The organism is Limisalsivibrio acetivorans, assembly GCF_000421105.1.
Classification (GTDB): domain Bacteria; phylum Chrysiogenota; class Deferribacteres; order Deferribacterales; family Geovibrionaceae; genus Limisalsivibrio; species Limisalsivibrio acetivorans.
The window spans coordinates 1,117,907-1,141,002 of the sequence record NZ_ATWF01000001.1; the positions used below are offsets into that span (position 1 = coordinate 1,117,907).

21 protein-coding genes and 6 tRNA genes are annotated in these 23,096 nt (G+C 49.1%); 1 reads left to right on the forward strand and 26 read right to left on the reverse strand.

Translation table 11 applies throughout. The features are described from left to right. Positions 1 to 9: 9 nt before the first annotated feature. The 25 genes from rpsJ to K300_RS17055 form a co-directional block, all read right to left on the reverse strand. Complete coding sequence (rpsJ, locus tag K300_RS0105235) at positions 10 to 318, reverse strand: 30S ribosomal protein S10 (protein ID WP_022850619.1); 309 nt, start codon at positions 316 to 318, stop codon at positions 10 to 12. A 15-nt stretch (positions 319 to 333) separates the two neighbouring features. After that, complete coding sequence (tuf, locus tag K300_RS0105240; RefSeq protein ID WP_022850620.1) at positions 334 to 1,524, reverse strand: elongation factor Tu; 1,191 nt, start codon at positions 1,522 to 1,524, stop codon at positions 334 to 336. 20 nt (positions 1,525 to 1,544) lie between these two features. Further along, on the reverse strand, positions 1,545 to 3,620 hold the full coding sequence (fusA, locus tag K300_RS0105245; RefSeq protein WP_022850621.1) for an elongation factor G: 2,076 nt from the start codon (positions 3,618 to 3,620) through the stop codon (positions 1,545 to 1,547). Positions 3,621 to 3,631: 11 nt separating this feature from the next. Continuing rightward, positions 3,632 to 4,102, reverse strand: coding sequence for a 30S ribosomal protein S7 (rpsG, locus tag K300_RS0105250; protein ID WP_022850622.1), 471 nt, complete (start codon positions 4,100 to 4,102; stop codon positions 3,632 to 3,634). A gap of 10 nt (positions 4,103 to 4,112) precedes the next feature. Then, the gene (gene rpsL, locus K300_RS0105255; RefSeq protein ID WP_022850623.1) at positions 4,113 to 4,484 is read right to left on the reverse strand and encodes a 30S ribosomal protein S12; all 372 of its coding nucleotides are present in this window, start codon (positions 4,482 to 4,484) and stop codon (positions 4,113 to 4,115) included. A gap of 397 nt (positions 4,485 to 4,881) precedes the next feature. Beyond that, positions 4,882 to 8,952 carry a DNA-directed RNA polymerase subunit beta' gene (rpoC, locus tag K300_RS0105260; protein ID WP_022850624.1) on the reverse strand — a complete coding sequence of 1,357 codons (4,071 nt, stop codon included), beginning with the start codon at positions 8,950 to 8,952 and terminating at the stop codon, positions 4,882 to 4,884. 2 nt (positions 8,953 to 8,954) lie between these two features. Next, positions 8,955 to 12,962, reverse strand: a complete 4,008-nt coding sequence (rpoB, locus tag K300_RS14620; protein ID WP_051135315.1) for a DNA-directed RNA polymerase subunit beta — start codon at positions 12,960 to 12,962, stop codon at positions 8,955 to 8,957. Positions 12,963 to 13,066: 104 nt separating this feature from the next. Then, entirely contained in the window at positions 13,067 to 13,447 is a 381-nt protein-coding gene (rplL, locus tag K300_RS0105270) for a 50S ribosomal protein L7/L12 (RefSeq protein WP_022850626.1), read from the reverse strand. Positions 13,448 to 13,458: 11 nt separating this feature from the next. Next, the gene (gene rplJ / locus K300_RS0105275) at positions 13,459 to 13,977 is read right to left on the reverse strand and encodes a 50S ribosomal protein L10 (RefSeq protein WP_026836311.1); all 519 of its coding nucleotides are present in this window, start codon (positions 13,975 to 13,977) and stop codon (positions 13,459 to 13,461) included. A gap of 117 nt (positions 13,978 to 14,094) precedes the next feature. Beyond that, the gene (gene rplA, locus K300_RS0105280; RefSeq protein ID WP_022850628.1) at positions 14,095 to 14,796 is read right to left on the reverse strand and encodes a 50S ribosomal protein L1; all 702 of its coding nucleotides are present in this window, start codon (positions 14,794 to 14,796) and stop codon (positions 14,095 to 14,097) included. A gap of 101 nt (positions 14,797 to 14,897) precedes the next feature. Then, positions 14,898 to 15,323, reverse strand: coding sequence for a 50S ribosomal protein L11 (gene rplK, locus K300_RS0105285; RefSeq protein WP_022850629.1), 426 nt, complete (start codon positions 15,321 to 15,323; stop codon positions 14,898 to 14,900). A gap of 13 nt (positions 15,324 to 15,336) precedes the next feature. Further along, on the reverse strand, positions 15,337 to 15,861 hold the full coding sequence (nusG, locus tag K300_RS0105290) for a transcription termination/antitermination protein NusG (protein WP_022850630.1): 525 nt from the start codon (positions 15,859 to 15,861) through the stop codon (positions 15,337 to 15,339). Positions 15,862 to 15,875: 14 nt separating this feature from the next. Beyond that, positions 15,876 to 16,055: a preprotein translocase subunit SecE gene (gene secE / locus K300_RS0105295; RefSeq protein ID WP_022850631.1), complete on the reverse strand. Its 180-nt coding sequence runs from the start codon at positions 16,053 to 16,055 to the stop codon at positions 15,876 to 15,878. Positions 16,056 to 16,081: 26 nt separating this feature from the next. After that, positions 16,082 to 16,157, reverse strand: a tRNA-Trp gene (locus K300_RS0105300). A 15-nt stretch (positions 16,158 to 16,172) separates the two neighbouring features. Then, positions 16,173 to 16,322: a 50S ribosomal protein L33 gene (gene rpmG / locus K300_RS0105305; RefSeq protein WP_026836312.1), complete on the reverse strand. Its 150-nt coding sequence runs from the start codon at positions 16,320 to 16,322 to the stop codon at positions 16,173 to 16,175. Positions 16,323 to 16,332: 10 nt separating this feature from the next. Continuing rightward, complete coding sequence (tuf, locus tag K300_RS0105310; protein WP_022850620.1) at positions 16,333 to 17,523, reverse strand: elongation factor Tu; 1,191 nt, start codon at positions 17,521 to 17,523, stop codon at positions 16,333 to 16,335. Positions 17,524 to 17,549: 26 nt separating this feature from the next. After that, positions 17,550 to 17,623, reverse strand: a tRNA-Thr gene (locus K300_RS0105315). A gap of 57 nt (positions 17,624 to 17,680) precedes the next feature. Then, positions 17,681 to 17,754: transfer RNA gene (locus K300_RS0105320), tRNA-Gly, on the reverse strand. 24 nt (positions 17,755 to 17,778) lie between these two features. Beyond that, positions 17,779 to 17,861 (reverse strand) — tRNA-Tyr (locus K300_RS0105325). Between the two features lie 115 nt (positions 17,862 to 17,976). Then, positions 17,977 to 18,049, reverse strand: a tRNA-Thr gene (locus tag K300_RS0105330). A gap of 145 nt (positions 18,050 to 18,194) precedes the next feature. Continuing rightward, positions 18,195 to 19,025, reverse strand: coding sequence for a tetratricopeptide repeat protein (locus tag K300_RS0105335; RefSeq protein WP_022850633.1), 831 nt, complete (start codon positions 19,023 to 19,025; stop codon positions 18,195 to 18,197). Then, positions 19,022 to 19,822: an ABC transporter permease gene (locus tag K300_RS0105340; protein WP_022850634.1), complete on the reverse strand. Its 801-nt coding sequence runs from the start codon at positions 19,820 to 19,822 to the stop codon at positions 19,022 to 19,024. The genes K300_RS0105335 and K300_RS0105340 overlap by 4 nt, the downstream gene beginning before the upstream one ends. Continuing rightward, positions 19,822 to 20,682, reverse strand: coding sequence for an ABC transporter ATP-binding protein (locus K300_RS14625; RefSeq protein ID WP_022850635.1), 861 nt, complete (start codon positions 20,680 to 20,682; stop codon positions 19,822 to 19,824). The genes K300_RS0105340 and K300_RS14625 overlap by 1 nt, the downstream gene beginning before the upstream one ends. Positions 20,683 to 20,743: 61 nt before the next feature. Then, the gene (locus K300_RS17050; protein ID WP_022850636.1) at positions 20,744 to 21,187 is read right to left on the reverse strand and encodes a type IV pilin protein; all 444 of its coding nucleotides are present in this window, start codon (positions 21,185 to 21,187) and stop codon (positions 20,744 to 20,746) included. Positions 21,188 to 21,457: 270 nt separating this feature from the next. After that, complete coding sequence (locus K300_RS17055) at positions 21,458 to 21,886, reverse strand: type IV pilin protein (protein WP_022850637.1); 429 nt, start codon at positions 21,884 to 21,886, stop codon at positions 21,458 to 21,460. 434 nt (positions 21,887 to 22,320) lie between these two features. On the opposite strand from K300_RS17055, the gene K300_RS0105360 reads away from it, so the two are divergent. Further along, positions 22,321 to 22,404 (forward strand) — tRNA-Leu (locus tag K300_RS0105360). Positions 22,405 to 22,463: 59 nt separating this feature from the next. On the opposite strand, the gene K300_RS0105365 is transcribed toward K300_RS0105360, so the two are convergent. Beyond that, on the reverse strand, positions 22,464 to 22,757 hold the full coding sequence (locus K300_RS0105365; RefSeq protein ID WP_022850638.1) for a hypothetical protein: 294 nt from the start codon (positions 22,755 to 22,757) through the stop codon (positions 22,464 to 22,466). Positions 22,758 to 23,096 lie beyond the last annotated feature (339 nt).

The window sequence follows — 23,096 nt, forward strand, 5'->3', positions numbered from 1 at the left end:
ACCTTCAAGTTAAAGTTTTATCTCGACATCTACGCCGGCTGAGAGTTCTAGCTTCATCAGCGCGTCAATAGTCTGGGGGTTATGTTCGAAGATATCTATAAGACGCTTGTGGGTCCTGATCTCGAACTGCTCCCTGGCCTTCTTATTGACGTGCGGAGAACGAAGCACTGCAAACTTCTCTATACGGGTGGGAAGGGGGATAGGTCCTACGACCTTTGCCCCTGTCCTCATGGCAGTGCTAACAATATCCTTCACTGCCTTGTCGAGAATTTTGAAATCGAATGCCTTGAGCTTGATACGAATCTTTTGACTTTCCATCACCTGATTCCTTGATTACTCAACTATCTCTGTAACCACGCCTGCACCGACTGTACGTCCGCCTTCACGAATAGCGAAACGAAGACCGGGCTCCATGGCAACAGGAGTGATAAGCTCTACTTCACCGCTGATGTTGTCACCGGGCATTACCATCTCGGTTCCCTCGGGAAGAGTGATTACGCCTGTAACGTCCGTCGTACGGAAGTAGAACTGAGGACGGTAACCGCTGAAGAAAGGTGTGTGGCGTCCGCCTTCCTCTTTAGTCAGGATGTAAGCCTCGCACTTGTACTTGTTGTGAGGCTTGATTGTGCCGGGGCGGCAAAGTACCTGACCACGCTCTACGTCGTCCTTCTTGATTCCACGGAGAAGTACTCCTACGTTGTCACCCGCCTCGCCTTCATCAAGGATCTTACGGAACATCTCTACGCCTGTTACCGTTGTCTTGATTGTGTCGCGGATTCCAACTATCTCTATTTCCTCACCAACTTTGATCTTACCCTGCTCAATACGGCCGGTCACTACTGTTCCCCTACCGGATATACTGAACACGTCCTCGATAGGCATGATAAACTCTTTGTCGATATCACGCTCGGGCTCGGGAATGTAGTCGTCCATTGCCTGTACGAGTTCGTGGATTGCTCCTGCCCACTGGTCGTCGGTGGGGTTCTCAAGAGCTTTAAGGGCGCTTCCCTTTACTACGGGAAGATCGTCGCCGGGGAATTCATAGGCGGAAAGAAGGTCTCTTACCTCAAGCTCTACAAGCTCGAGAAGCTCTTCGTCATCCACCATATCTACCTTGTTCATGAATACGATGATGCAGGGCACGCCTACCTGACGGGCGAGCAGGATGTGCTCACGAGTCTGGGGCATGGGACCGTCTGCGGAGCTTACAACAAGGATTGCTCCATCCATCTGTGCTGCACCAGTGATCATGTTCTTTACATAGTCTGCGTGTCCGGGGCAGTCTACGTGTGCATAGTGACGGTTTGCACTCTCGTACTCTACGTGTGCGGTGGCGATTGTAATTCCACGCTCACGCTCCTCAGGGGCCTTGTCAATGTTGCCGTAATCAACAAATGACGCACCGCCGGACTGAGCAAGAACGTTTGTTATTGCTGCTGTAAGCGTTGTCTTACCATGGTCTACGTGACCAATCGTTCCCACGTTGACGTGGGGCTTTGAACGGGTAAACTTCTCTTTAGCCATTCTGGATTCCTCCTGATTCTCTATGCGTTAGATTTCATTATTTCGTCTGCGATGTTGTTCGGTACCTGCTCGTAGTGGTCAAACTGCATGGTTGATGTAGCACGACCCTGTGTAATTGAGCGAAGTGTAGTGGTGTAACCGAACATCTCCTTGAGTGGCACCCAGCACTTGATAACCTGTGCTCCGCCTCTCATATCCATTCCTTCAACACGGCCCCTTCTTGAGTTAAGGTCGCCCATAACATCCCCTGTGTACTCCTCGGGGGAAACAACCTCAACCTTCATGATAGGCTCAAGGATGATAGGATCAGCTTTCTTCATGGTATCTTTGAAAGCCATGGAGCCGGCGATCTTGAATGCCATCTCGTTGGAGTCAACATCGTGGTATGAGCCGTCGAAAAGGGTTACACGGCAGTCAACAACAGGGAATCCTGCGGATACACCGCTCTCCATTGCCTCTTCCACACCCTTCTGAACTGCGGGGATGTAGTCCTTAGGAACAACACCACCGACAATCTTGTTTACGAACTCGAAACCGCTGCCCGCTTCAAGGGGCTCAAGCTCAAGCCATACGTGCCCATACTGTCCACGACCACCTGTCTGCTTGATGTATTTACCCTCTCCCTTAACAGTCTTCTTGAATGCTTCACGGTAAGCAACCTGAGGGTTACCAACGTTCGCTTCAACCTTGAACTCTCTAAGGAGACGGTCAACGATGATCTCAAGGTGAAGCTCACCCATTCCTGAGATGATCGTCTGCCCTGTTTCATCATCCACCTTCACACGGAAGGAGGGGTCTTCGGAAGCGAGTTTGCCGAGAGCCACAGTAAGCTTGTCCTGGTCGGACTTGGTCTTGGGCTCAATAGCAACTGAAAGAACGGGCTCGGGGAACTCCATGGACTCAAGAATAACGGGCTTGTCCTCTGCGCAGAGGGTATCGCCGGTTGTGGTGTACTTGAGACCAACGGTGGCGCAGATATCACCTGCGTAGATCTCCTTAATCTCCTCACGCTTATCTGCGTGCATCTTAAGAAGACGGCCCACACGCTCTTTCTTGTTCTTAGTGGAGTTAAGAACATAGCTTCCGGACTCGAGCTTACCGGAGTAAACCCTGAAGTATGTGAGCTGACCCATGTAGGGGTCGGTCATAATCTTGAATGCGAGTCCTGCAAAGGGCTCATCATCGCTGGACTTTCTAACGATCTCGCCCTCACCATTCATATCGGTTCCTCTAACAGCGGGAACCTGAGTGGGGTTGGGCATGTAGTTTACTACAGCGTCAAGGAGGGGCTGAACACCCTTGTTCTTAAACGCTGTTCCGCAGAGCATAGGAACAAACTCGAGGTTGAGGCATCCCATACGGATTCCCATGATAAGCTCATCGTTGGTGATCTCCTCACCTTCGAAATACTTGTTCATGAGTTCTTCGTCGCTTTCTGCAACGGTCTCGATGAGGTTCTCTCTGTACTCGTTAGCCTGGTCCACGTAATCTTCGGGGATATCAGTTATATCAAACTTAGCGCCGAGCTCCTCACCCTTCCAGATATAAGCCTTCATCTCAACGAGGTCGATAATCCCCTCGAATTTGTCCTCGGCTCCAATCGGAATCTGGATAGGAAGGGGCTTTGCACGAAGCCTTTCTTTAACCTGATTTACAACGTTGAAAAAGTCCGCACCAGTACGGTCCATCTTGTTAACGAAGGCCATACGGGGAACCTTGTATTTATCCGCCTGTCTCCATACGGTTTCAGACTGGGGCTCAACGCCGCCCACTGCGCAGAATACCGCAACGGCACCGTCAAGTACCTTCAGGGAACGCTCAACCTCAATGGTGAAGTCAACGTGCCCGGGAGTATCAATGATGTTAATCCTGTAGTCGCCCCAGAAGCACTGGGTTGTAGCGGAAGTGATGGTGATACCGCGTTCCTTCTCCTGCTCCATCCAGTCCATGGTGGCTGCGCCGTCATGAACCTCACCGATCTTATAGTTGATACCGGTGTAGAAAAGGACCCTCTCGGTCGTCGTAGTCTTTCCGGCATCGATGTGAGCCATGATACCGATATTCCGCTGTTTCTCCAAAGCTACTTTTCTTGCCACTTAAGCCTCCCCTACCATCTGAAGTGTGCGAAAGCCCTGTTGGCTTCAGCCATTCTGTGGGTGTCTTCCTTCTTCTTAATGGAGGTTCCTTTGTTAGTTGCGGCATCCATAATCTCGCCTGCAAGCCTCTCCACCATAGTTCTTTCTTTCTTGGCCCTTGCAGCGGTTATAAGCCACTTTATACTGAGAGCCTGTCTCCTGAGCGGTCTGACCTCAACGGGAACCTGGTATGTAGCACCACCAACCCTTCTGGACTTAACCTCAAGGGTGGGCTTAACATTCTCTACCGCCTTTCTGAAGACCTCAATACCATCCTCACCGGTACGCTGACCGATGATCTCAATTGTTTCGTAGAACAATCTTTCTGCGACGGACTTTCTGCCGTCGAGCATAAGCGCATTTATGAACTTGGTAACAACCGCATCCTTAAATACAGGATCCGGTATCACTACACGCTTCTTTGCAACCCTTCTTCTAGCCATTTTCTACACCTTACTTAGGTTTCTTCACGCCGTACTTGGAGCGTGACTGTTTCCTGTTCTGCACACCTTCGGAATCGAGTGCGCCCCTTACGATCTTATAACGAACACCAGGAAGGTCTTTCACCCTTCCGCCCCTAACGAGAACAACGGAGTGTTCCTGAAGGTTATGTCCGATACCGGGGATGTACGCAGTTACTTCGATTCCTGAAGTAAGCCTGATTCTCGCAACCTTACGAAGAGCCGAGTTGGGCTTCTTGGGGGTTGTTGTATAAACCCTAGTGCAAACGCCCCTTCTCTGGGGGTTATTCTGCAGTGCAGGAGATTTGGTCTTTTTGGTGACCTTCTTTCTTCCTTTTCTCACCAGCTGGTTCAAAGTGGGCAACCTAGCACCTCCAAAATTCTTGAGGGATTCTTTGTCCCTGTTAATTCTTTAAAAATCGCACCGGCCAACTTTTTTTCTTGCCGTGTGCTCTATTCCACAATGCGGTTTCCGATTTATGCAAACGGGGCTTCCTAAACTGCCGAAACTCCCGAATTGTGCGGATTTGGGCGCACTTATAAATAGGCGAAACGAGCAAAAATACTAACAATGCTTTACAAGTATGTCAAGCACTTTCAGGGGAGAGGACATGAAAAGATCGTTGACCTGAAAACGTTCTGTTCTCAGGAAGTTAGATCTCCCAGGATGGGATCTGCAGAAAATTATTTGCAAAATAAACGTTAAGTACATAATGGGGTACGGGCCTTTACGACCCGCACCCTATATATAATGTATACGTTTACTCTGCGCCTGCTTCCGCCTCGGAAGGCTTAAGGAACTCATACTCGGCGGTCTGGATATGCTTGGAGCCTGTTCCCGCGGGGATAAGTTTACCCATGATAACGTTCTCCTTGAGTCCTCTGAGATTATCCACCTTACCGGAGCATGCGGCATCGGTGAGAACCCTTGTGGTCTCCTGGAAGGACGCTGCAGAGATGAAGCTCTGCGTATTAAGGGCCGCCTTCGTGATTCCTTGAAGAATCGGTTTACCCGCAGGGGGGTTAATTCCCTCTGCAAGGCACTGCTGGTAGGCTTCCTGGAATTCGTGCTTATAAACCTCTTCGTTGGGCATAAACTCGGATTCACCAGGATCCTCGATAATAACCTTCTTCAGCATCTGCTTTGCGATGATCTCGATGTGCTTGTCGTTGATGGAAACACCCTGCTTACGGTAAACCTCCTGGATCTCATCCACAAGGTAACGCTGGAGTGCTTCCTCTCCGAGAACCGAGAGGATATCGTGGGGATTCACAAGGCCGTCGATGAGTGCCTCACCCGCCTTAACCCTGTCGCCTTCGTGAACATTGATGTATCTCTGGACAGAGATGCTGTAGGTCTTCTTAACCTTTGTCTCAATGTTTTCGATGGTAAGCTTTCTCATTCCTCTCGCTGTGTTCTCGATGCTAACAACACCGTCGATCTCCGCAATTACTGCAGGCTCCTTCGGCTTTCTCGCCTCGAAGAGCTCTGCAACCCTAGGAAGACCAACCGTAATATCCTTGGTCTTCTGGGTTTCTCTGGGGATCTTTGCAACGATATCTCCCGGCTTAACCTCGTCCCCCTCTTCAACCATCAACATGGCTGCAACCGGCAGGACGTAACGCTGTATGGTTTTGCCGTCTTCACCCTTTACGGATACTCTGGGCTGTTTTTTACCACGGGTATTTGCGATGACAACCTTCTGGGAAAGACCGGTAATGGGGTCGATCTCCTCCTTAAGTGTCTCACCTTCAATGATGTCGCCGAAGGCAACGGTTCCTTCATATTCTGTAAGGATTACCGCCGCATAGGGATCCCATTCTGCAATGAGGTCACCCTGCTTAACAACATCACCCTCGTTTACTATCAGCTTGGTTCCGTAGGTAATATTATATTTTTCCAGCACCCTTCCGCTCGAATCGAGAATCTGGAGGGAGCCGTTACGGTTGAGAACAACGGGGAAACCGTGTCTGTTCACAACCACTTTCATATCATGGAATTTGATTGTTCCGCCGTACTTTGCGTTAAGACTGGACTGTTCGGCGGAGGATGAGGCCGCACCACCGATGTGGAACGTTCTCATCGTAAGCTGTGTACCGGGCTCACCAATGGACTGGGCAGCGATGATACCAACAGCTTCGCCAACCTCTGCAACCCTTCTGGTTGCAAGGTCAAGACCGTAGCACTTACGGCATATACCGTGGTCGCTCTCGCAGGTGAAAACCGAACGTACATTCACCCTGTCGATACCGGCCATCTCTATCTTATTAACTATATCCTCTGTGATAAGCTCATTGGATTCCACGATGAGGTCATCGGTAACGGGGTCGAAGATATCCTCAAGGGTGTATCTTCCATATATCCTCTCACCAAGGGGCTCAACAACCTCGCTACCCTCCATGAGTGCAGATATCTCAATACCCCTGATCGTACCGCAGTCCTCTTCGGATATGATAACATCCTGGGCAACGTCCACGAGCCTTCTTGTGAGGTAACCGGAGTTCGCCGTCTTAAGGGCTGTATCCGCAAGACCCTTCCTCGCACCGTGGGTGGAGATGAAGTACTGCAGAACCGTAAGACCCTCACGGAAGTTTGATGTAATAGGTGTTTCGATAATCTCACCGGAGGGCTTCGCCATGAGACCCCTCATACCGGCAAGCTGGCTTATCTGAGCCTTTGAACCCCTCGCACCTGAGTGCGCCATTACATGGATTGAGTTGTAGAAGCGGTCACGCTTATAATCCTTTGACTTATCGCCACCCTGACCTTCGATGGTCTTCATAAGTTCGCCGGTAACGTTGTCGTTGGTGGTCGACCATACGTCAATGATCTGGTTGTAGCGCTCTCCCGCAGTCAGGGCACCCTCACGGTAGTGCTCCTCGATCTCCCTGACCTTCTGCATAGCCTCATCGATGAGTGTATACTTTGCATCGGGGATTATAAGGTCATCCACACATATGGAGAAACCTGCGGAGCATGCCTGACGGAAGCCGAGGTCCTTGAGGTCGTCAAGGAAGCGTACTGTGTACCAGTTTCCGAGCTGCTTATATATATAGTCAACGAGCTTAACGAGGTCCTTCTTGGTGAATACCTGATTCACTGCGTCGAACTCGATCCCTTCGGGAACTATCTCGTAGAGAACCACACGGCCTGTGATAGTATCGTACATCTTGCCGTTGATTCGAACCTTTATCTCAGCGTGGAGATCGAGCCTCCCCTGATCGTATGCAATACGCACCTCTTCGGGTGAAGAGTATGTCTTGCCGGAACCCATGGCGTTTATCATACCCCTTGTGAGGTAGTAGATACCAAGAACCATATCCTGTGTAGGTACGGCGAGCGGCTTTCCGTGGGCGGGTGAAAGTATATTGTAGCATGCGAGCATGAGAGTTCTCGCCTCAAGCTGCGCCTCATAGGAGAGGGGCACATGCACGGCCATCTGGTCACCATCAAAGTCTGCGTTGAAAGCGGGGCAGACAAGGGGATGGAGCTGGATCGCCTTACCCTCAACGAGCATCGGTTCAAACGCCTGGATACCGAGCCTGTGGAGCGTAGGTGCACGGTTGAGCATCACAGGGTGTTCCTGGATAACCTCTTCCAATACATCCCATACCTCGGAACGCTGCTCCTCAACCATGCGCTTAGCCTGCTTGATTGTGGATGCGATACCCTTCTCCTTCTCTAGCTTGTAGTAAAGGAAGGGTTTGAAGAGCTCCAGAGCCATCTTCTTGGGGATACCGCACTGGTGCATCTTAAGATGGGGACCGGCAACGATAACCGAACGTCCGGAATAGTCCACACGTTTACCGAGAAGGTTCTGACGGAAACGTCCCTGCTTACCCTTGATCATATCGGAGAGGGATTTAAGCGGACGCTTGTTGGAGCTGCGGATAACACGGCCCCTTCTTCCGTTGTCGAAGAGCGCATCCACGGATTCCTGGAGCATCCTCTTCTCGTTTCGTATAATGATCTCGGGAGCGGAGAGCTCCATGAGTTTCTTAAGTCTGTTGTTACGGTTGATAACCCTTCTGTAGAGATCGTTCAGGTCGCTTGTGGCGAAACGTCCTCCATCAAGGGGAACAAGGGGGCGAAGCTCCGGCGGAATAACCGGTACAACGTCCAGAACCATCCACTCAGGCTTGTTTCCGCTCTTGCGGAAGGCCTCCACAACACGGAGACGCTTAGCAAGCTTAAGCTTCTTCTGCATGCTGGTGGTGTCCCTGAGTTCCTCCTTGAGTTCGAGGAGAAGTATATCAAGGTCTACCTTTTTGAGGAGGTCCTTAATCGCCTCTGCACCGATCTTCGCTGTGAAGGATGCAGGACCGTACTCCTCCTCCGCCCTGCGGAAATGATCCTCTGTGAGAAGTTCCTTCTCTTTGAGGGGTGTATCCTTGGGGTCGGTCACTATATATGATTCAAAGTAAATGATCCTTTCAATATCTTTAATGCTGAGGTCAAGGAGCGAGCCGATACGGCTGGGCGTACCTTTGAAGAACCATATGTGACAAACGGGGGATGCGAGGTCGATATGCCCCATCCTCTCCCTTCTTACCTTGGACTGGATAACCTCAACACCGCACTTCTCGCAGACTATTCCTCTGTGCTTCATACGCTTGTATTTACCGCAGAGGCACTCCCAGTCCTTAACGGGGCCGAAGATCTTGGCGCAGAAGAGGCCGTCACGCTCGGGCTTAAATGTTCTGTAGTTTATGGTTTCCGGTTTTGTAACCTCTCCGGAGGACCAGTCTGTTATCTTATCCGGTGATGCTATGCGTATTGCGATTGCATCAAAGAATACCGGGGTCTTATCATCTATAGGATTAGTCTTCATACCTATACGTCCTCCCTGCCAGAAGCGTCTACATCGATATCAATGTCATCTTCCTCACTAGCCGCTGCCTCTTCTTCCTCAATGTCCTTTCCTGTCTTGAGCTCTATATCAAGGGCAAGACCCTGAAGCTCTTTGATAAGAACGTTGAACGATTCGGGCATGCTGGGTGAGAAGCTGAAGTTGCCGTTAACTATTGCCTCGTACACCGTTGTTCTTCCTTCGACGTCATCGGATTTAACGGTGAGCATCTCCTGGAGTATGTTGGCTGCGCCGTATGCCTCAAGCGCCCAAACCTCCATCTCTCCGAGACGCTGGCCTCCGAACTGGGCCTTACCGCCGAGGGGCTGCTGGGTTACGAGTGAGTATGGTCCGGTGGAACGTGCGTGGATCTTCGTATCAACGAGGTGGTGGAGCTTAAGCACGTACATGATTCCCACCGTAACTTCCTGGTCGAAACGCTCTCCGGTTCTTCCATCGTAGAGGATGGTCTGTCCGTCCTCCTGGAATCCGGCACGGGCGAGCATCTCCTTGATGTCCTCCTCCCTTGCGCTATCGAATACCTCGGTGGCAACCTTGAAGCCGAGAGCCCTCGCAGCCCAGCCGAGGTGGGTTTCAAGAACCTGTCCGATGTTCATTCGCGAGGGAACCGAGAGGGGGTTGAGCACTATCTCAACGGGTGTGCCATCGGGAAGATAGGGCATATCCTCTTCGGGTAGTACTCGAGAAACAACACCCTTGTTACCGTGGCGTCCCGCCATCTTGTCACCAACACTGAGCTTACGCTTAATAGCAACATACACCTTTACGGACTTAAGAACGCCGGCGGGGAGCTCATCACCCTTCTCCACCTTCTTCTTCTTGTCCTTGTACAGATCCTCGGTGTCCCTGACCTTTTCGAAATATACGTTATTAATAGTAACAAGCTCTTCCTCAAAGGAACGCTTGTCCTCCACAGGGAGGTTCATAAAGTCGGAGTAGTCGAGCTCTGTGAGGAAATCCTCCTCAAGAACTGTGCCCTCCTTGATGGAGCAGTCGCCGGAGGTGTAGTCCTCGGTGACCTTGCGGCCGGCCAGAAGGTGTATAATCCTCGACTTTCTAGCCTTCTCAAGGGAGTTGAGCATCCTTTCGTACTCTTTGTTCAGATCCTCATGCTCGTGGTTTTCGATCTCTTCGGTACGGCCATCCTTCTCGATGCCCCTTCTGGTCATAACCTGAACATCAACGATGGTTCCAGTTATGCTCGGGGGAACTCTGAGGGAAGCGTCCTTAACATCGCCGGCCTTCTCACCGAAGATGGCACGGAGGAGCTTCTCCTCTGGCGTGGCCTGTGTTTCACCCTTGGGCGTAACCTTACCCACGAGGATGTCGCCGGGGCGTACCTTTGCACCCACACGGATGATTCCGCTCTCATCAAGATCCTTGAGTGCTTCATCACTTACGTTGGGTATATCCGAGGTAATCTCTTCGGGTCCGAGCTTGGTGTCTCTCGCCTCAACTTCGAATACCTCAATATGAATGGAGGTGTATGCATCCTCCTTAACAAGCTTCTCAGATATGAGGATGGAGTCCTCATAGTTGTATCCCATCCAGGGCATGAAGGCGAGGACCACGTTCTTGCCGAGGGCAAGCTCACCACCCTGAGTGGCGGGCCCGCCTGCAAGTATGGCTCCCTTCTTCACATGCTCACCCTTGTCCACGATGGGCTTGAAGTTGATACATGTGTCCTGGTTGGATCTTCTGTATTTTACGAGGTCGTAGACATCAACACCGAAGTCCCTGCCGTCCTCGTATCGAACAACAATCTTAACAGCATCAATATAGTCCACAACACCTTCGTGGTCTGCAATAACAACCGCACCGGAATCCACAGCAACCTTGCGCTCAAGGCCCGTTCCCACTATTGGGGAGTCTGTGCGGATGAGCGGAACACCCTGACGCTGCATGTTTGAACCCATAAGTGCCCGGTTCGCATCATCGTGCTCAAGGAAGGGGATAAGAGCCGAAGATACGGATACAATCTGCTTAGGAGAAACGTCCATATAGTCGATATTTTCCTTGGGCGTCTGGAGTGATTCACCCTTATGTCTCGCCGCTACGTACTCACGAATGAAGTTACGGTTTTCATCAAGGGGGGCGTTCGCCTGAGCAATGGTGTAATCCTCTTCCTCGATGGCGGACATGTACACAACCTCTTCGGTTACGTGGCCGTCCTCAACCTTCCTGTAAGGGGTTTCGATGAAACCGAACTCGTTGATCTTGGCGAAGGTTGTAAGGGACGTAATAAGACCGATGTTCGGTCCTTCAGGTGTCTCAATGGGACAGATACGTCCGTAGTGAGATGTATGAACGTCTCGTACCTCGAAGCCCGCTCTATCACGGTTCAGACCGCCGGGTCCGAGGGCTGAAAGCCTTCTCTTATGGGTAATCTCACTCAGCGGATTCGTCTGGTCCATGAACTGCGAGAGCTGGTAGCTTCCGAAGAACTCCTTAATGGAGGCTGAAAGGGGCTTCGCATTGAGAAGGTCCTGGGGAGTAAGATCCTCGATATCCTGGATACTCATACGCTCCTTAACCGTCTTCTCCATTCTGGAGAGTCCGATGCGGATGTGGTTCTGAAGCTGCTCGCCCGCTGCCCTAACACGTCTGTGGCCGAGGTGGTCGATATCATCAACGTTGTCTGTGCCCTTACGGATATTCTCAAGGACTCGTACCGTTTCCACGATATCATCCTTGCTGAGCGTTGTATGGTCGAGGTCTGTATCAAGGCCGAGCCTCTTGTTGATCTTAAGTCGACCAACCCTTGAAAGGTCGTATCTTTTAGGGTTGAAGAAGAGGTTATCGAAGAGTGCTCTGGAGGTATCCTCAGTGGCGGGTTCTCCGGGTCTGAGCTTTCTATATATCTCAATGAGAGCATCCTCTTCGCTCTTAACCTTGTCAGTGGCGAGGATGTCGCGGATTACACTGTCCGCTGTAGCTTTATCAATGAAAAGCAGTCTGAACTCATTGATTCCGCTTTCCGCAAGCTTCTCAAGCGCTTCCTCTGTAACAGGAGAGTTTGATTCGATAACAACCTCGCCGTCCGAATCAACAAGATCATCGGAGAAGAAGGTGTGCTGGATATCCTCGAACTGTACGGGGATACGGGAGATGCCTGCTTTTATAAGACGTTTTCTTGCGGCCTTCGTTATCTTATGATTTGCCTTAACAACGATTTCGCCGTTTTCGTCTTTAATATCCAGAGAGTTACGCTGACCAATCAGCCTCTCCTGGTTGAATTCCTTAGTCATGGAACCGTCCTGGGCCACTACTATATGTACCATATCGTAGTAGGTCTCAAGGATCTGCTTCTCGCTCATACCGAGGGCTTTGAGTAGAACGGTTACCGGTATCTTACGTTTCTTGTCGATGCGGACATACATGATGTTCTTCGCATCGAAGTCAAAATCTATCCATGAACCCCTGTAGGGTATGATTCTTGCACTGAAAAGGTGCTTTTCGACAACACTTTTCGACGCAGTAATGTCTTCGAAGAAGATTCCGGGTGAACGGTGGAGCTGGTTTACGATAACCCTTTCAACACCGTTGATTACGAAAGTTCCTCTGTCGGTCATCAATGGAACGTCGCAGAGGTATACCTCGGATTCTTTGGCGGAAACGACCAGTTTTTCACCTGTTTCTTCGTTAACGTCATAGTTTACAAGTCGAACTTTTACTTTTAACGGAGCAGCAAAGGTCGTGCTTCGGTCGATTGCCTCCCTCGGGGTGTACTTAGGCTTCTCGAGGGTATAGCTGAGATACTCGAGCACTGAAGTTTCGTTGAAATCAGTTATAGGGAATATTTCCCTGAATACTTCCTCAAGACCCTTGACCGTGCGGTCCTCTTCGGATATTCCCTCTTGGAGGAACTCAACGTATGAGCTCTTCTGTACCTCAATGAGGTCGGGCATATCGATTACTTTGGGAATCTTTGAGAAGCTTACTCTTTCAACGGGTTTCCTGGTTGAATCCATATTTATCACCTGCGCGGATATATATCCAATTATATATGAAGGCAGGGGGAGCATAGAAACTCCCCCTGTGTAATTCTAACAATTTTTGCTATTATGAGAGGTACTTACTTAACTTCTACAGAAGCACCGGACTCTTCAAGCTTGGTCTTAAGTTCTTCAGCCTCTTCCTTGGGGATGCCTTCTTTAACGGGGCTGGGAGCGCCGTCAACGAGAGCCTTCGCTTCTTTGAGACCAAGACCAGTGATTTCTCTAACTACTTTAATAACCTGAACCTTCTTATCGCCAGCGCCAGTAAGCACTACGTCAAATTCAGTCTGCTCTTCAGCCGCAGCAGCTTCGCCGCCAGCAGCCGCACCGGGCATCATTGCAACGGGAGCCGCTGCTGATACGCCGAATTTGTCTTCGAGCTCTTTAACGAAATCTGCAAGCTCGATAACGGTCATGTTTTCGATAAATTCTACAACTTGCTCTTTAGTAACAGACATTTCGTCCTCCATTAAGCTTCTTTTTGATCCTTAATTGCTGTAAGCACATTCAGCAGGCTGCGGGGGATGTTGCCCAGAAGTGATACAAAGTTCGATACGGGTGCATTCATCGATGCGAGAGCCTTGGCGAGGAGTTCATCCCTAGAGGGAAGATCCGCCAGTTTTTCAACGTCTCCCGCTGAAAGCATGTAGCCGTCGAGGAAGCCAGCCTTGATCTCGAGCTTTTCGAAATCCTTGGCGAAATTCTTCATATCTTTGGCTACAGCTGCGGGGTCGCCGCTTACGATGGTGCAGGCCGTAGGCTGCTTGAGAAATTCATCAAGCTCGGATATTTCATTGTTGTGCAGGGCGATTTTAACAAGCGTGTTCTTGACGACTTTAAAATCGCTGCCCTTCTCCTTCACCGCAGAGCGGATAGCCGTAAGCTGCGGGAAGGTCAGTCCTTTATAGTTAGCCAAGAACAGCGCATCGGACTCCTTAATCTCTTCTGTGAGACCACTGACATAAGCTTCTTTTTCTTCTCTTGTCACGCTGCCCTCCATTTTTCCGGTTGAGGTATATGTATCAACCGATCTCCGCAGGATTTACGCCCGAGTCGAAGAATCGAAACGGAGCACCTGCTTCTTTAACCAGATTGCTTTCGTACTTTAAAGTTCGTTTACCAGCTTCTGGTGATCCACTTTAACGCCGGGACTCATCGTTGTGGACACATAGATTCCCTTAACATACTGACCCTTCGCTGAGGAAGGCTTAAGCTTCATAAGGGTATCAAGAAGTGCTCTGATGTTCTGTGTAAGCTTGTCTGCATCGAAGCTCTTCTTTCCGACAACGGTATGGATTATTCCATTCTTGTCTACTCTGAACTCAATACGTCCCGCTTTGAGTTCGCCGACAACCTTGCCGATATCGTTTGTTACGCTGCCCACTTTGGGGTTGGGCATGAGACCCCTGGGGCCGAGTACACGGCCGAGTTTACCAACGCTTCCCATCATATCGGGAGTCGCTACTACCTTGTCGAAGTCGAACCAGCCACCCTGCACCTTCTCGACCATATCGTCTTCTCCAACAAAGTCTGCACCAGCCTCCTCAGCTTCCTTCGCTTTTTCCCCCTTAGCGAAGGCAAGTACACGGACATCCTTACCGGTTCCGTTGGGGAGGCTCACCGAACCACGGACCATTTGGTCTGCGTGTTTCGGGTTGACACCAAGCTTAACAGCTATATCCACAGTTTCATCGAACTTGGCGAATGCTGTTTCTTTAACGAGACCTACGGCCTCTTCCAGGTCGTAAAGCTTGGTTCTGTCGATTTTCTCGAGAGCTGCCTGGTACAGCTTCCCTTTTTTAGCCATTTGACGTCTCCTGTCTTTCAGACTAAAAAATGTTGGAGAGCCTTATGGGCTGACCAACATTTTTTGCAATGACATAAATTTACAGTGCTCAAAGATTGAGCTTAGAGCTCAACCTGAACTCCCATACTTCTGGCGGAACCTGCTACAATCTTGATAGCCTGCTCCATTTCCTTTGTATTAAGGTCGGGCATCTTAACCTCGGCGATCCTTTCGATCTGCTCTCTGTTGAGTTTGCCCACCTTTTCAGCCTTGGGGCTGCTGCTCCCTTTGCTGAGCTTGATCTCTTTCATAATAAGCTCTGACACGGGGGGAGTCTTTGTGATAAAGGTAAAGCTTCTGTCCTCGTAAACGGTGATGATTACGGGAACCTTGAAGTCTCCCACGTTCTGCGTAGCTGCATTGAAAGCCTTGCAGAATTCCATGATGTTGATTCCTCTCTGACCGAGCGCGGGACCAACAGGAGGGGAGGGATTTGCTTTACCGGCAGGGATCTGCAGTTTAAGCTGCCCTGATACTTTCTTGGCCATCTATAACCTCCGGTTATCCGATTCTTTTAACTTGAAGGTAATCCAGTTCAACGGGTGTCTGTCTGCCGAAGATGCTGACAACAACCCTGACCTTCTCTTTTTCCGGGTTCACTTCATCAACGGTTCCAGTGAAGCCGTTGAAGGGTCCGTCTATAACTTCAACCCTGTCATCCTTAACATACTTAGCAACGATTCTGGGCGCCTGTGACCTGGCAAGATCGATCATCGCCTTAACATCATCCTCAGGGATCGGTACAGGGTTGATACCTCCGACAAAACCGGTGACCTTGGGGATATTCTTTACGACGTGCCAGTTCTCGGTGCTCATCTCCATGTGTACAAGGATATAACCGGGGAAAGTTTTCTTCTTGCTGACTTTCTTCTTACCCTTTTTAAGCTCTACCACATCCTCTGTGGGGATAAGAACATCGTCTATCTGATCTTGAAGATTAGAGTTGCGGACCTTCTCCTCAAGGAGGGTCTTTACCCGTTTTTCAAAACCTGAATAGGTATGCACAACATACCACTTTTTCGCCATATAAATCGCCTATCCTAGTATATGAACTGAGTGAGCTTGGAGAGGCCGAAATCAACGACTCCTAGATAAAGAGCGCACAGCAGGCAGATAATGATAACAACTATTGTTGTTCCTACGGTGGAGTCCTTGCTGGGCCATACAACTTTGTTCAGTTCCTCTCTTACTTCACCAAGGAAGTTGGAAAGATTTCCCATTAAAACACGTCCTGAGTATAAAAAAATGGCAGGCCAAGAGGGAATCGAACCCCCAACCTTCGGTTTTGGAGACCGATGCTCTGCCAGTTGAGCTATTGGCCTGCGATTCTTAATATATTATTTAGTCTCTTTGTGAAGAGTATGTTTTCTGTCCCACTTGCAGTACTTCTTAAGCTCAAGCTTACCAGTCATGGTCTTCTTGTTCTTGGTCGTGCTGTAGTTACGTCTTTTGCACTCGGTACAAGCAAGTATTATCTTATCTCTCATTTTATATTCCTTACTCAACTATCTCTGTAACCACGCCTGCACCGACTGTACGTCCGCCTTCACGAATAGCGAAACGAAGACCGGGCTCCATGGCAACAGGAGTGATAAGCTCTACTTCACCGCTGATGTTGTCACCGGGCATTACCATCTCGGTTCCCTCGGGAAGAGTGATTACGCCTGTAACGTCCGTCGTACGGAAGTAGAACTGAGGACGGTAACCGCTGAAGAAAGGTGTGTGGCGTCCGCCTTCCTCTTTAGTCAGGATGTAAGCCTCGCACTTGTACTTGTTGTGAGGCTTGATTGTGCCGGGGCGGCAAAGTACCTGACCACGCTCTACGTCGTCCTTCTTGATTCCACGGAGAAGTACTCCTACGTTGTCACCCGCCTCGCCTTCATCAAGGATCTTACGGAACATCTCTACGCCTGTTACCGTTGTCTTGATTGTGTCGCGGATTCCAACTATCTCTATTTCCTCACCAACTTTGATCTTACCCTGCTCAATACGGCCGGTCACTACTGTTCCCCTACCGGATATACTGAACACGTCCTCGATAGGCATGATAAACTCTTTGTCGATATCACGCTCGGGCTCGGGAATGTAGTCGTCCATTGCCTGTACGAGTTCGTGGATTGCTCCTGCCCACTGGTCGTCGGTGGGGTTCTCAAGAGCTTTAAGGGCGCTTCCCTTTACTACGGGAAGATCGTCGCCGGGGAATTCATAGGCGGAAAGAAGGTCTCTTACCTCAAGCTCTACAAGCTCGAGAAGCTCTTCGTCATCCACCATATCTACCTTATTCATGAATACGATGATGCAGGGCACGCCTACCTGACGAGCGAGCAGGATGTGCTCACGGGTCTGGGGCATGGGACCGTCTGCGGAGCTTACAACAAGGATTGCTCCATCCATCTGTGCTGCACCGGTGATCATGTTCTTTACATAGTCTGCGTGTCCGGGGCAGTCTACGTGTGCATAGTGACGGTTTGCACTCTCGTACTCTACGTGTGCGGTGGCGATTGTAATTCCACGCTCACGCTCCTCAGGGGCCTTGTCAATGTTGCCGTAATCAACAAATGACGCACCGCCGGACTGAGCAAGAACGTTTGTTATTGCTGCTGTAAGCGTTGTCTTACCATGGTCTACGTGACCAATCGTTCCCACGTTGACGTGGGGCTTTGAACGGGTAAACTTCTCTTTGGCCATTCTGGTATTCCTCCTGAGTGATGAAAAGCCCACGAGCGGACTTGAACCGCTGACCTCGTCCTTACCAAGGACGCGCTCTAACCGCCTGAGCCACGTGGGCAAAAACGCAAAAAAAGGGGCAAACTGGTATGGGTTTGCCGCCTCGTTAATTTTCAAAAGCGGGCAACGGGATTCGAACCCGCGACCCTCAGCTTGGAAGGCTGATGCTCTAGCCAACTGAGCTACACCCGCATTTGTTAAAAGAAGCATTATATATGGGGAGAGGAGGATTCGAACCTCCGAAGTCTAACGACAACAGGTTTACAGCCTGCCCCCTTTGGCCGCTTGGGTATCTCCCCTTAAATATTTTTAACTGTAGAACCAGAACAACAACAGCTTCCGCCGACACATGTACCAGCGAAGTAGGGCCTCTTAGCCGTTCTTTATAACGCCGGGCCCGAAGACCCGGCTATAAGCTGGTGATAGGAATTGAACCCACAACCTACTGATTACAAGTCAGTTGCTCTACCAATTGAGCTACACCAGCGTCTTGAGCGAGTAGCGATAGTATACAAGAGACCATCAATTGTCAAGCACTTTTTGTCAAGAACTGTTTAAGTGCCCTAAGTCACCTGTAGACTTTGCTTTTCCCTCAATCGGGAGCGAAATAATAACTAAGGATCATGGATTTGTCAATCAACAAATTTGCTTGTGCTGTAAACTCTGCCCCTGTCATTAATATAGTACTCACCGCCGTAGGGATCGGCGGGTATTTCATCAATAAGTCCAGCTTTTTTCAGCTCCAAAAGCCTTTCGGGGAAACTACCGTTTCTCTCTCTATATATATGTGCTTTCTTCTCAAGTGTAACGGCTCTGTCAAGAGCAGTAAGCCTTTTCATGTAGTATCTTCGCACGGACTCGTTCGATGTTCTGTCGAGCATCTCAGAAATCATACCCATCGCCATCTGATGAGAACCGGAGTCATACGCAAGGCGGGAGGCAAGGGTTGCATAATGGGGAGGGGCTCCGGGAAGCTTTGCCGCTTCACCTATATATTTAGCCGCTTCTAGGTTGTTACCGAGGAAATAGTAATGTATGAATCCAAGATTGAACAGGATACGCTTGTTTGAAGGGAGCTTCTCTGCGCCTTTCTCCAATACAGCCACCGCCTCTTCGTATCTCTTTGCCTCCCAGGCGAGCATGGAGGAGGCGAAGTAGTAGACATCGAAAAAGTAAGGGTCTATCTCCAGTGAAGCATTAATAAGATGGCCGTAGTAGTCCCAGTCACTTTCGGTGAGCGTCTCTTTCCGGCCGATCTTACCCCCCACATAGAAAACGGCATCGAGCATCTTGGAATCCGCCGCCAGTCCTCTGAAATCAAGGGATAAAAGGCTGATAAGCTTTCCGCTCATTCCATGGGCACCCCGCTCAATGTCTCCACCCGTGAGTTCAACGCTTGCCTGGGTAAGCCAGATATGGACGGGTATGAGGAGTACGATAAGGCCATAGCGGATAATGCTCATGGAAACTCCCTTCTATCGAAGATTATTCCGGCAATGATAAGCATGATAATGGTGTAGACTGCGCCGTAGGAGAACATCAGGGTAAGCTCTCCGGCTGGGGGCATAATCCCGTTTGCCGCCCTCACCTTAATGTCAAATACGGAGAAGTTCGGCATAATATATTTAGCCACATCCATCGTAACGCTCACAGTACCAGCCGTTTTCTCCGCAATGGAGGGTATGGAGATATACTGCACCACCTCGGCGATGGACTGCCCTGTTATATAGACCAGTATGGAAAATATCAGGGCAGTGAAGGCGTTCGTTACGAAGGAGCTGAAGAATATAATCACACCGTTCAGCATCCCGGCCTTCACAAAATCTGCCAATACTGCCGTAAAATAAGCTGTCCATGAAAAGCTTCTGAAGTACTGTGCACTCTGCATCTTCAGCGCGATGAGCGGTATCAGCGTCATAACAAACAGAAGAGCATAGGCGCAGGCGAGGATAAACATAAGGCCTATAAACTTGCCGTATATATAATGACTACGCTTGAGGGGTCTAGCGAGGACGAAATAGATAGTACGTCTGTCCAGATCCTTAGAGATAAGATTAACCGATATGGAGAAACATATGAGCAGGCCCGCCAGCGAGATTGCGCTGAGGTTGAAATCCGCCGCCACTTTGCCAAGATCCTGCATAAAGAAGTTTGTAAATACAATACTCATGAACATTATAATAAGGGCGAAGACGAAGATAGAATGAAGCACACGGTTTCTTAGGCCCTCAAGGAAGGTTATTCTGGCCACTGCCCACATTACTGCTCCCCCTTTACGGTCTTCTCAAATATCGACTCCAGAGCGGTATCCGATGATTTGATATTAACTGGCTTGAGACCATCGCTGTTAAGAGTATCCAGCACATGGGAAAGCTCATCGGAGGAAACAAGGAGGCCGATGCTTTTATCATACTGGCGTATCTCATATTTATCACTTAGGGAACCTAGGTCGGTCCCCTTGTCCAGATATATCTCTATATTCTTTGAGGCGAGACCCAGCTCTTCACTGGAGAGGTGTCTGCGCACCTTACCCTTGTGCATTATACCCACCTCATCGCAAAGCCTTTCCACATCGCTGAGTATGTGGGAACAGAACAGTATGGTCCGCCCCTCCCTGCGGAGCTCGTCCACAAGCCCGGCAACCATCCTGCGCCCCAGCGGGTCAAGCCCGCTCATCGGTTCATCAAGGATAACAAGCTCAGGGGAATGCACCAGCGCTGCTGCGATACCGCTCCTCTGCACCATACCCTTGGAGAAACTGCGGAGTTTCTTATCCAGATTCTCAGCCATCCCCACCTTTTCTGCCATTGATTCGGCGCGCTCTCTGCATTCATTTCGGGGTATCTTGAAGGTTTCTGCGGAAAACATGAGCAGTTCCCGCATGGTTAGATGGTCGTAATAATAAGGATTCTCGGGCAGATAGCCGATCTTAGCCTGTCCAACCTCAAGTGTACCCTCATCCGGGCGTAGAAATCCCAGGATCATTTTAATGGTTGTGGACTTGCCCGCTCCGTTCGGCCCAAGGAGGCCGAAAACCTTGCCCTTCCCCACATGAAGGTCCAGACCGTCCACAACCGTCTTCTTTTTAATGCGCTTCTTCAGCGATTCTATCCTTATCATGAGAATATTATACACCAATCAGCTACACTTGCAAAAGCCTGTGAAACTCTAATCTACATAATTATGACGGATCCGGAACGTCGATATTCTGAATAACATAGCCTATCAGCGATGCTGTTTCGGTGATTGCAGGGCTGGGAGTTTTATAGGTGAATATATAATCCCCTCTCATACTCTTAACGCCAACACCGCAGGACTGGTTGCTGTTCGCAGTCTTCATACCGATATAGGTGCCGCTTGATGCCACAAACTCAGAAGAATTAACACCGTCGGTGAGTGTCAATGTTCCTGCGGCAGGGGCGAAGGGATCGGGATACCTGTCATGCTCACCAAAAAAGGATTCAACTTCAGTACGGAAGTTACTGAGGTCGGATTTTGCAGTTGTGTTATACGCTCTTGCCCTGAACTTGGCATACTGGGGTATTGCAACGGCTGCTAAAATGCCGATTATAGCAACTACAACAAGTAGTTCAATAAGTGTAAAACCTTTAGATTTAGCAAACATACTCTGCCTCCTGAAGGCTATAAGCCGGATAGTTGTTGATAACACGGTACATACACACCCGCACAGATAGATGCTTCAGATAAGGTTCAGAGTAACCGGACGGTCTGGTATATAGATAGTAGTTAAAGTTCGATATTTGGATACTTATATAAATAATAACACAGTTATTGCGGCTTACCTTATGATAATTATTATCAATTGAATAAGTATAAAAAAAGAACCGGGCATAAAGCCCGGCTCGGTTTGTTTAGCATGTTGATAAAGTTACGATTAGGGAGCAGCGGGAATATCGCCGGCTACAAGTTTATCACCCTTAGTGTCGTCAGTGGAGCCGATAATAGAGTCATCTGAAGTAACATCATAAAGAATGTCGCCGGGAGTGGACTTAGCAGCAGCACCATAAGACTGGTTGTTAGCGCCGGCAGTGCTACCCCACAACACGTTTGCTGAGGGTGAAAAGTCTGCGTTATCGTAAGCTTTGTCGTTTACAGCCTGAGCATCAGGATACTGAGCATAGTCTGTGTAGAAACCTTCCCAGGCAGTCTGAAGGTTTTTAAGGTCGGAGTTAGCTGCAGAGTTATAAGCTCTTGTACGGTACTTGGAGAACTGAGGGATAGCAATTGCGGCAAGTATACCAATGATCGCTACAACCACAAGAAGTTCAATGAGCGTAAAGCCTTTTTTGTTTGTCCTCATCATAAGGAACCTCCTAAAGATATTCGTCTAGTATTTTTTTAGCACGATAAATGCGCTTTCTTAAAAAAGAGTAACTTCTCTACTTTTACTCTAACATAACTCTAAGCCCTTCGCACAGCTTATTCAAGGTAATTTTAACCAAGCGTGCTACACTGCTCTGTATCCCTTGCATATCAGGGGTTTGAGTGCCATAAAAATTTATGTTAATTTCTTGTGGTAATTGAATAAATATTATTTCCTGCATATATTGACTAACTTTCCGGTTTACAGTCTAAATGTAACATTGTTGTCATTCGAATAGGTATTTAGCGCTCTCAAGTTTTACAGTTAATATGTATGTTATTATAGCATACGTTTTATCTAAGCATATATAATTAGAGATAAGTTGCTTTTTCTTGACAGTGTTATAAGAGGAACATAGAATGCTTTTCCTTGGAGCCGAAGTGGCGGAATTGGTAGACGCGACGGACTCAAAATCCGTTAGTAGCAATACTGTGGGGGTTCGATTCCCCCCTTCGGCATTAGTAATTTAAAGAACATGACATTACACTTGCACACATGATTTACACTCGTATTACACTTAAATATCGTGCCGCTGGAATGATGTAGCGAACGAGTAGAGTATACATAGCTCGTCGTATGAGCATGCCTCAAGGGGAGGGTAAAGCTCACCTGACTCTCTCTGCCAGAACTCGCGAAGCCAGAGTTCTGAGCGGCCGATTTTGTCCAGGTGTGCCCTGATATCATCTATGATTCGCTGGGCTTTACTACACCTTGATGTGTTAGCATAGATATTAATTGTGATATTCCCCTTGCTTGTGATGTTATTGTCATTGAATATACGCACTATTGTATTGATGCTGTCAGCGTTCATTTGCGACCCTCCAGATATAGTTTACAAGCATCTAACTCCTTTATGTAAATACCTGAAAGAAGTCAGTATTGAAATACTGCTGTATTTGAGTAAAGGAGTTTCGGAAGTTTGCCGCCGATCTGGTGCTGAGCCGCCTCGTGAAGTATTCTTGACATGAATAATTATTTCCGCATATACTGAGGGTGACAAAAACCTTCACGTAGGCGGATGCCGTTTCCGTTCCTTACGGCAGCTCAAAACGACATTTGCCAAGTTACCCCTGATTAAAATCAGGGTTAAAGATGCTCCGGTGTCCCGTGTCCGTAAGGTTCGGGGTGGCTATTCCTACGTGAGGCCATT

What these genes read in the sequence shown, in the direction of transcription:
- rpsJ (WP_022850619.1), bottom strand. Translation starts at nt 318, where the DNA reads ATGGAAAGTCAAAAGATTCGTATCAAGCTCAAGGCATTCGATTTCAAA.
- tuf (WP_022850620.1), bottom strand. Translation starts at nt 1,524, where the DNA reads ATGGCTAAAGAGAAGTTTACCCGTTCAAAGCCCCACGTCAACGTGGGA.
- rpsG (WP_022850622.1), bottom strand. Translation starts at nt 4,102, where the DNA reads ATGGCTAGAAGAAGGGTTGCAAAGAAGCGTGTAGTGATACCGGATCCT.
- rpoC (WP_022850624.1), bottom strand. Translation starts at nt 8,952, where the DNA reads ATGAAGACTAATCCTATAGATGATAAGACCCCGGTATTCTTTGATGCA.
- rpoB (WP_051135315.1), bottom strand. Translation starts at nt 12,962, where the DNA reads ATGGATTCAACCAGGAAACCCGTTGAAAGAGTAAGCTTCTCAAAGATT.
- rplL (WP_022850626.1), bottom strand. Translation starts at nt 13,447, where the DNA reads ATGTCTGTTACTAAAGAGCAAGTTGTAGAATTTATCGAAAACATGACC.
- rplA (WP_022850628.1), bottom strand. Translation starts at nt 14,796, where the DNA reads ATGGCTAAAAAAGGGAAGCTGTACCAGGCAGCTCTCGAGAAAATCGAC.
- rplK (WP_022850629.1), bottom strand. Translation starts at nt 15,323, where the DNA reads ATGGCCAAGAAAGTATCAGGGCAGCTTAAACTGCAGATCCCTGCCGGT.
- nusG (WP_022850630.1), bottom strand. Translation starts at nt 15,861, where the DNA reads ATGGCGAAAAAGTGGTATGTTGTGCATACCTATTCAGGTTTTGAAAAA.
- secE (WP_022850631.1), bottom strand. Translation starts at nt 16,055, where the DNA reads ATGGGAAATCTTTCCAACTTCCTTGGTGAAGTAAGAGAGGAACTGAAC.
- rpmG (WP_026836312.1), bottom strand. Translation starts at nt 16,322, where the DNA reads ATGAGAGATAAGATAATACTTGCTTGTACCGAGTGCAAAAGACGTAAC.
- tuf (WP_022850620.1), bottom strand. Translation starts at nt 17,523, where the DNA reads ATGGCCAAAGAGAAGTTTACCCGTTCAAAGCCCCACGTCAACGTGGGA.
- K300_RS0105335 (WP_022850633.1), bottom strand. Translation starts at nt 19,025, where the DNA reads ATGAGCATTATCCGCTATGGCCTTATCGTACTCCTCATACCCGTCCAT.
- K300_RS0105340 (WP_022850634.1), bottom strand. Translation starts at nt 19,822, where the DNA reads ATGTGGGCAGTGGCCAGAATAACCTTCCTTGAGGGCCTAAGAAACCGT.
- K300_RS14625 (WP_022850635.1), bottom strand. Translation starts at nt 20,682, where the DNA reads ATGATAAGGATAGAATCGCTGAAGAAGCGCATTAAAAAGAAGACGGTT.
- K300_RS17050 (WP_022850636.1), bottom strand. Translation starts at nt 21,187, where the DNA reads ATGTTTGCTAAATCTAAAGGTTTTACACTTATTGAACTACTTGTTGTA.
- K300_RS17055 (WP_022850637.1), bottom strand. Translation starts at nt 21,886, where the DNA reads ATGATGAGGACAAACAAAAAAGGCTTTACGCTCATTGAACTTCTTGTG.
- K300_RS0105365 (WP_022850638.1), bottom strand. Translation starts at nt 22,757, where the DNA reads ATGAACGCTGACAGCATCAATACAATAGTGCGTATATTCAATGACAAT.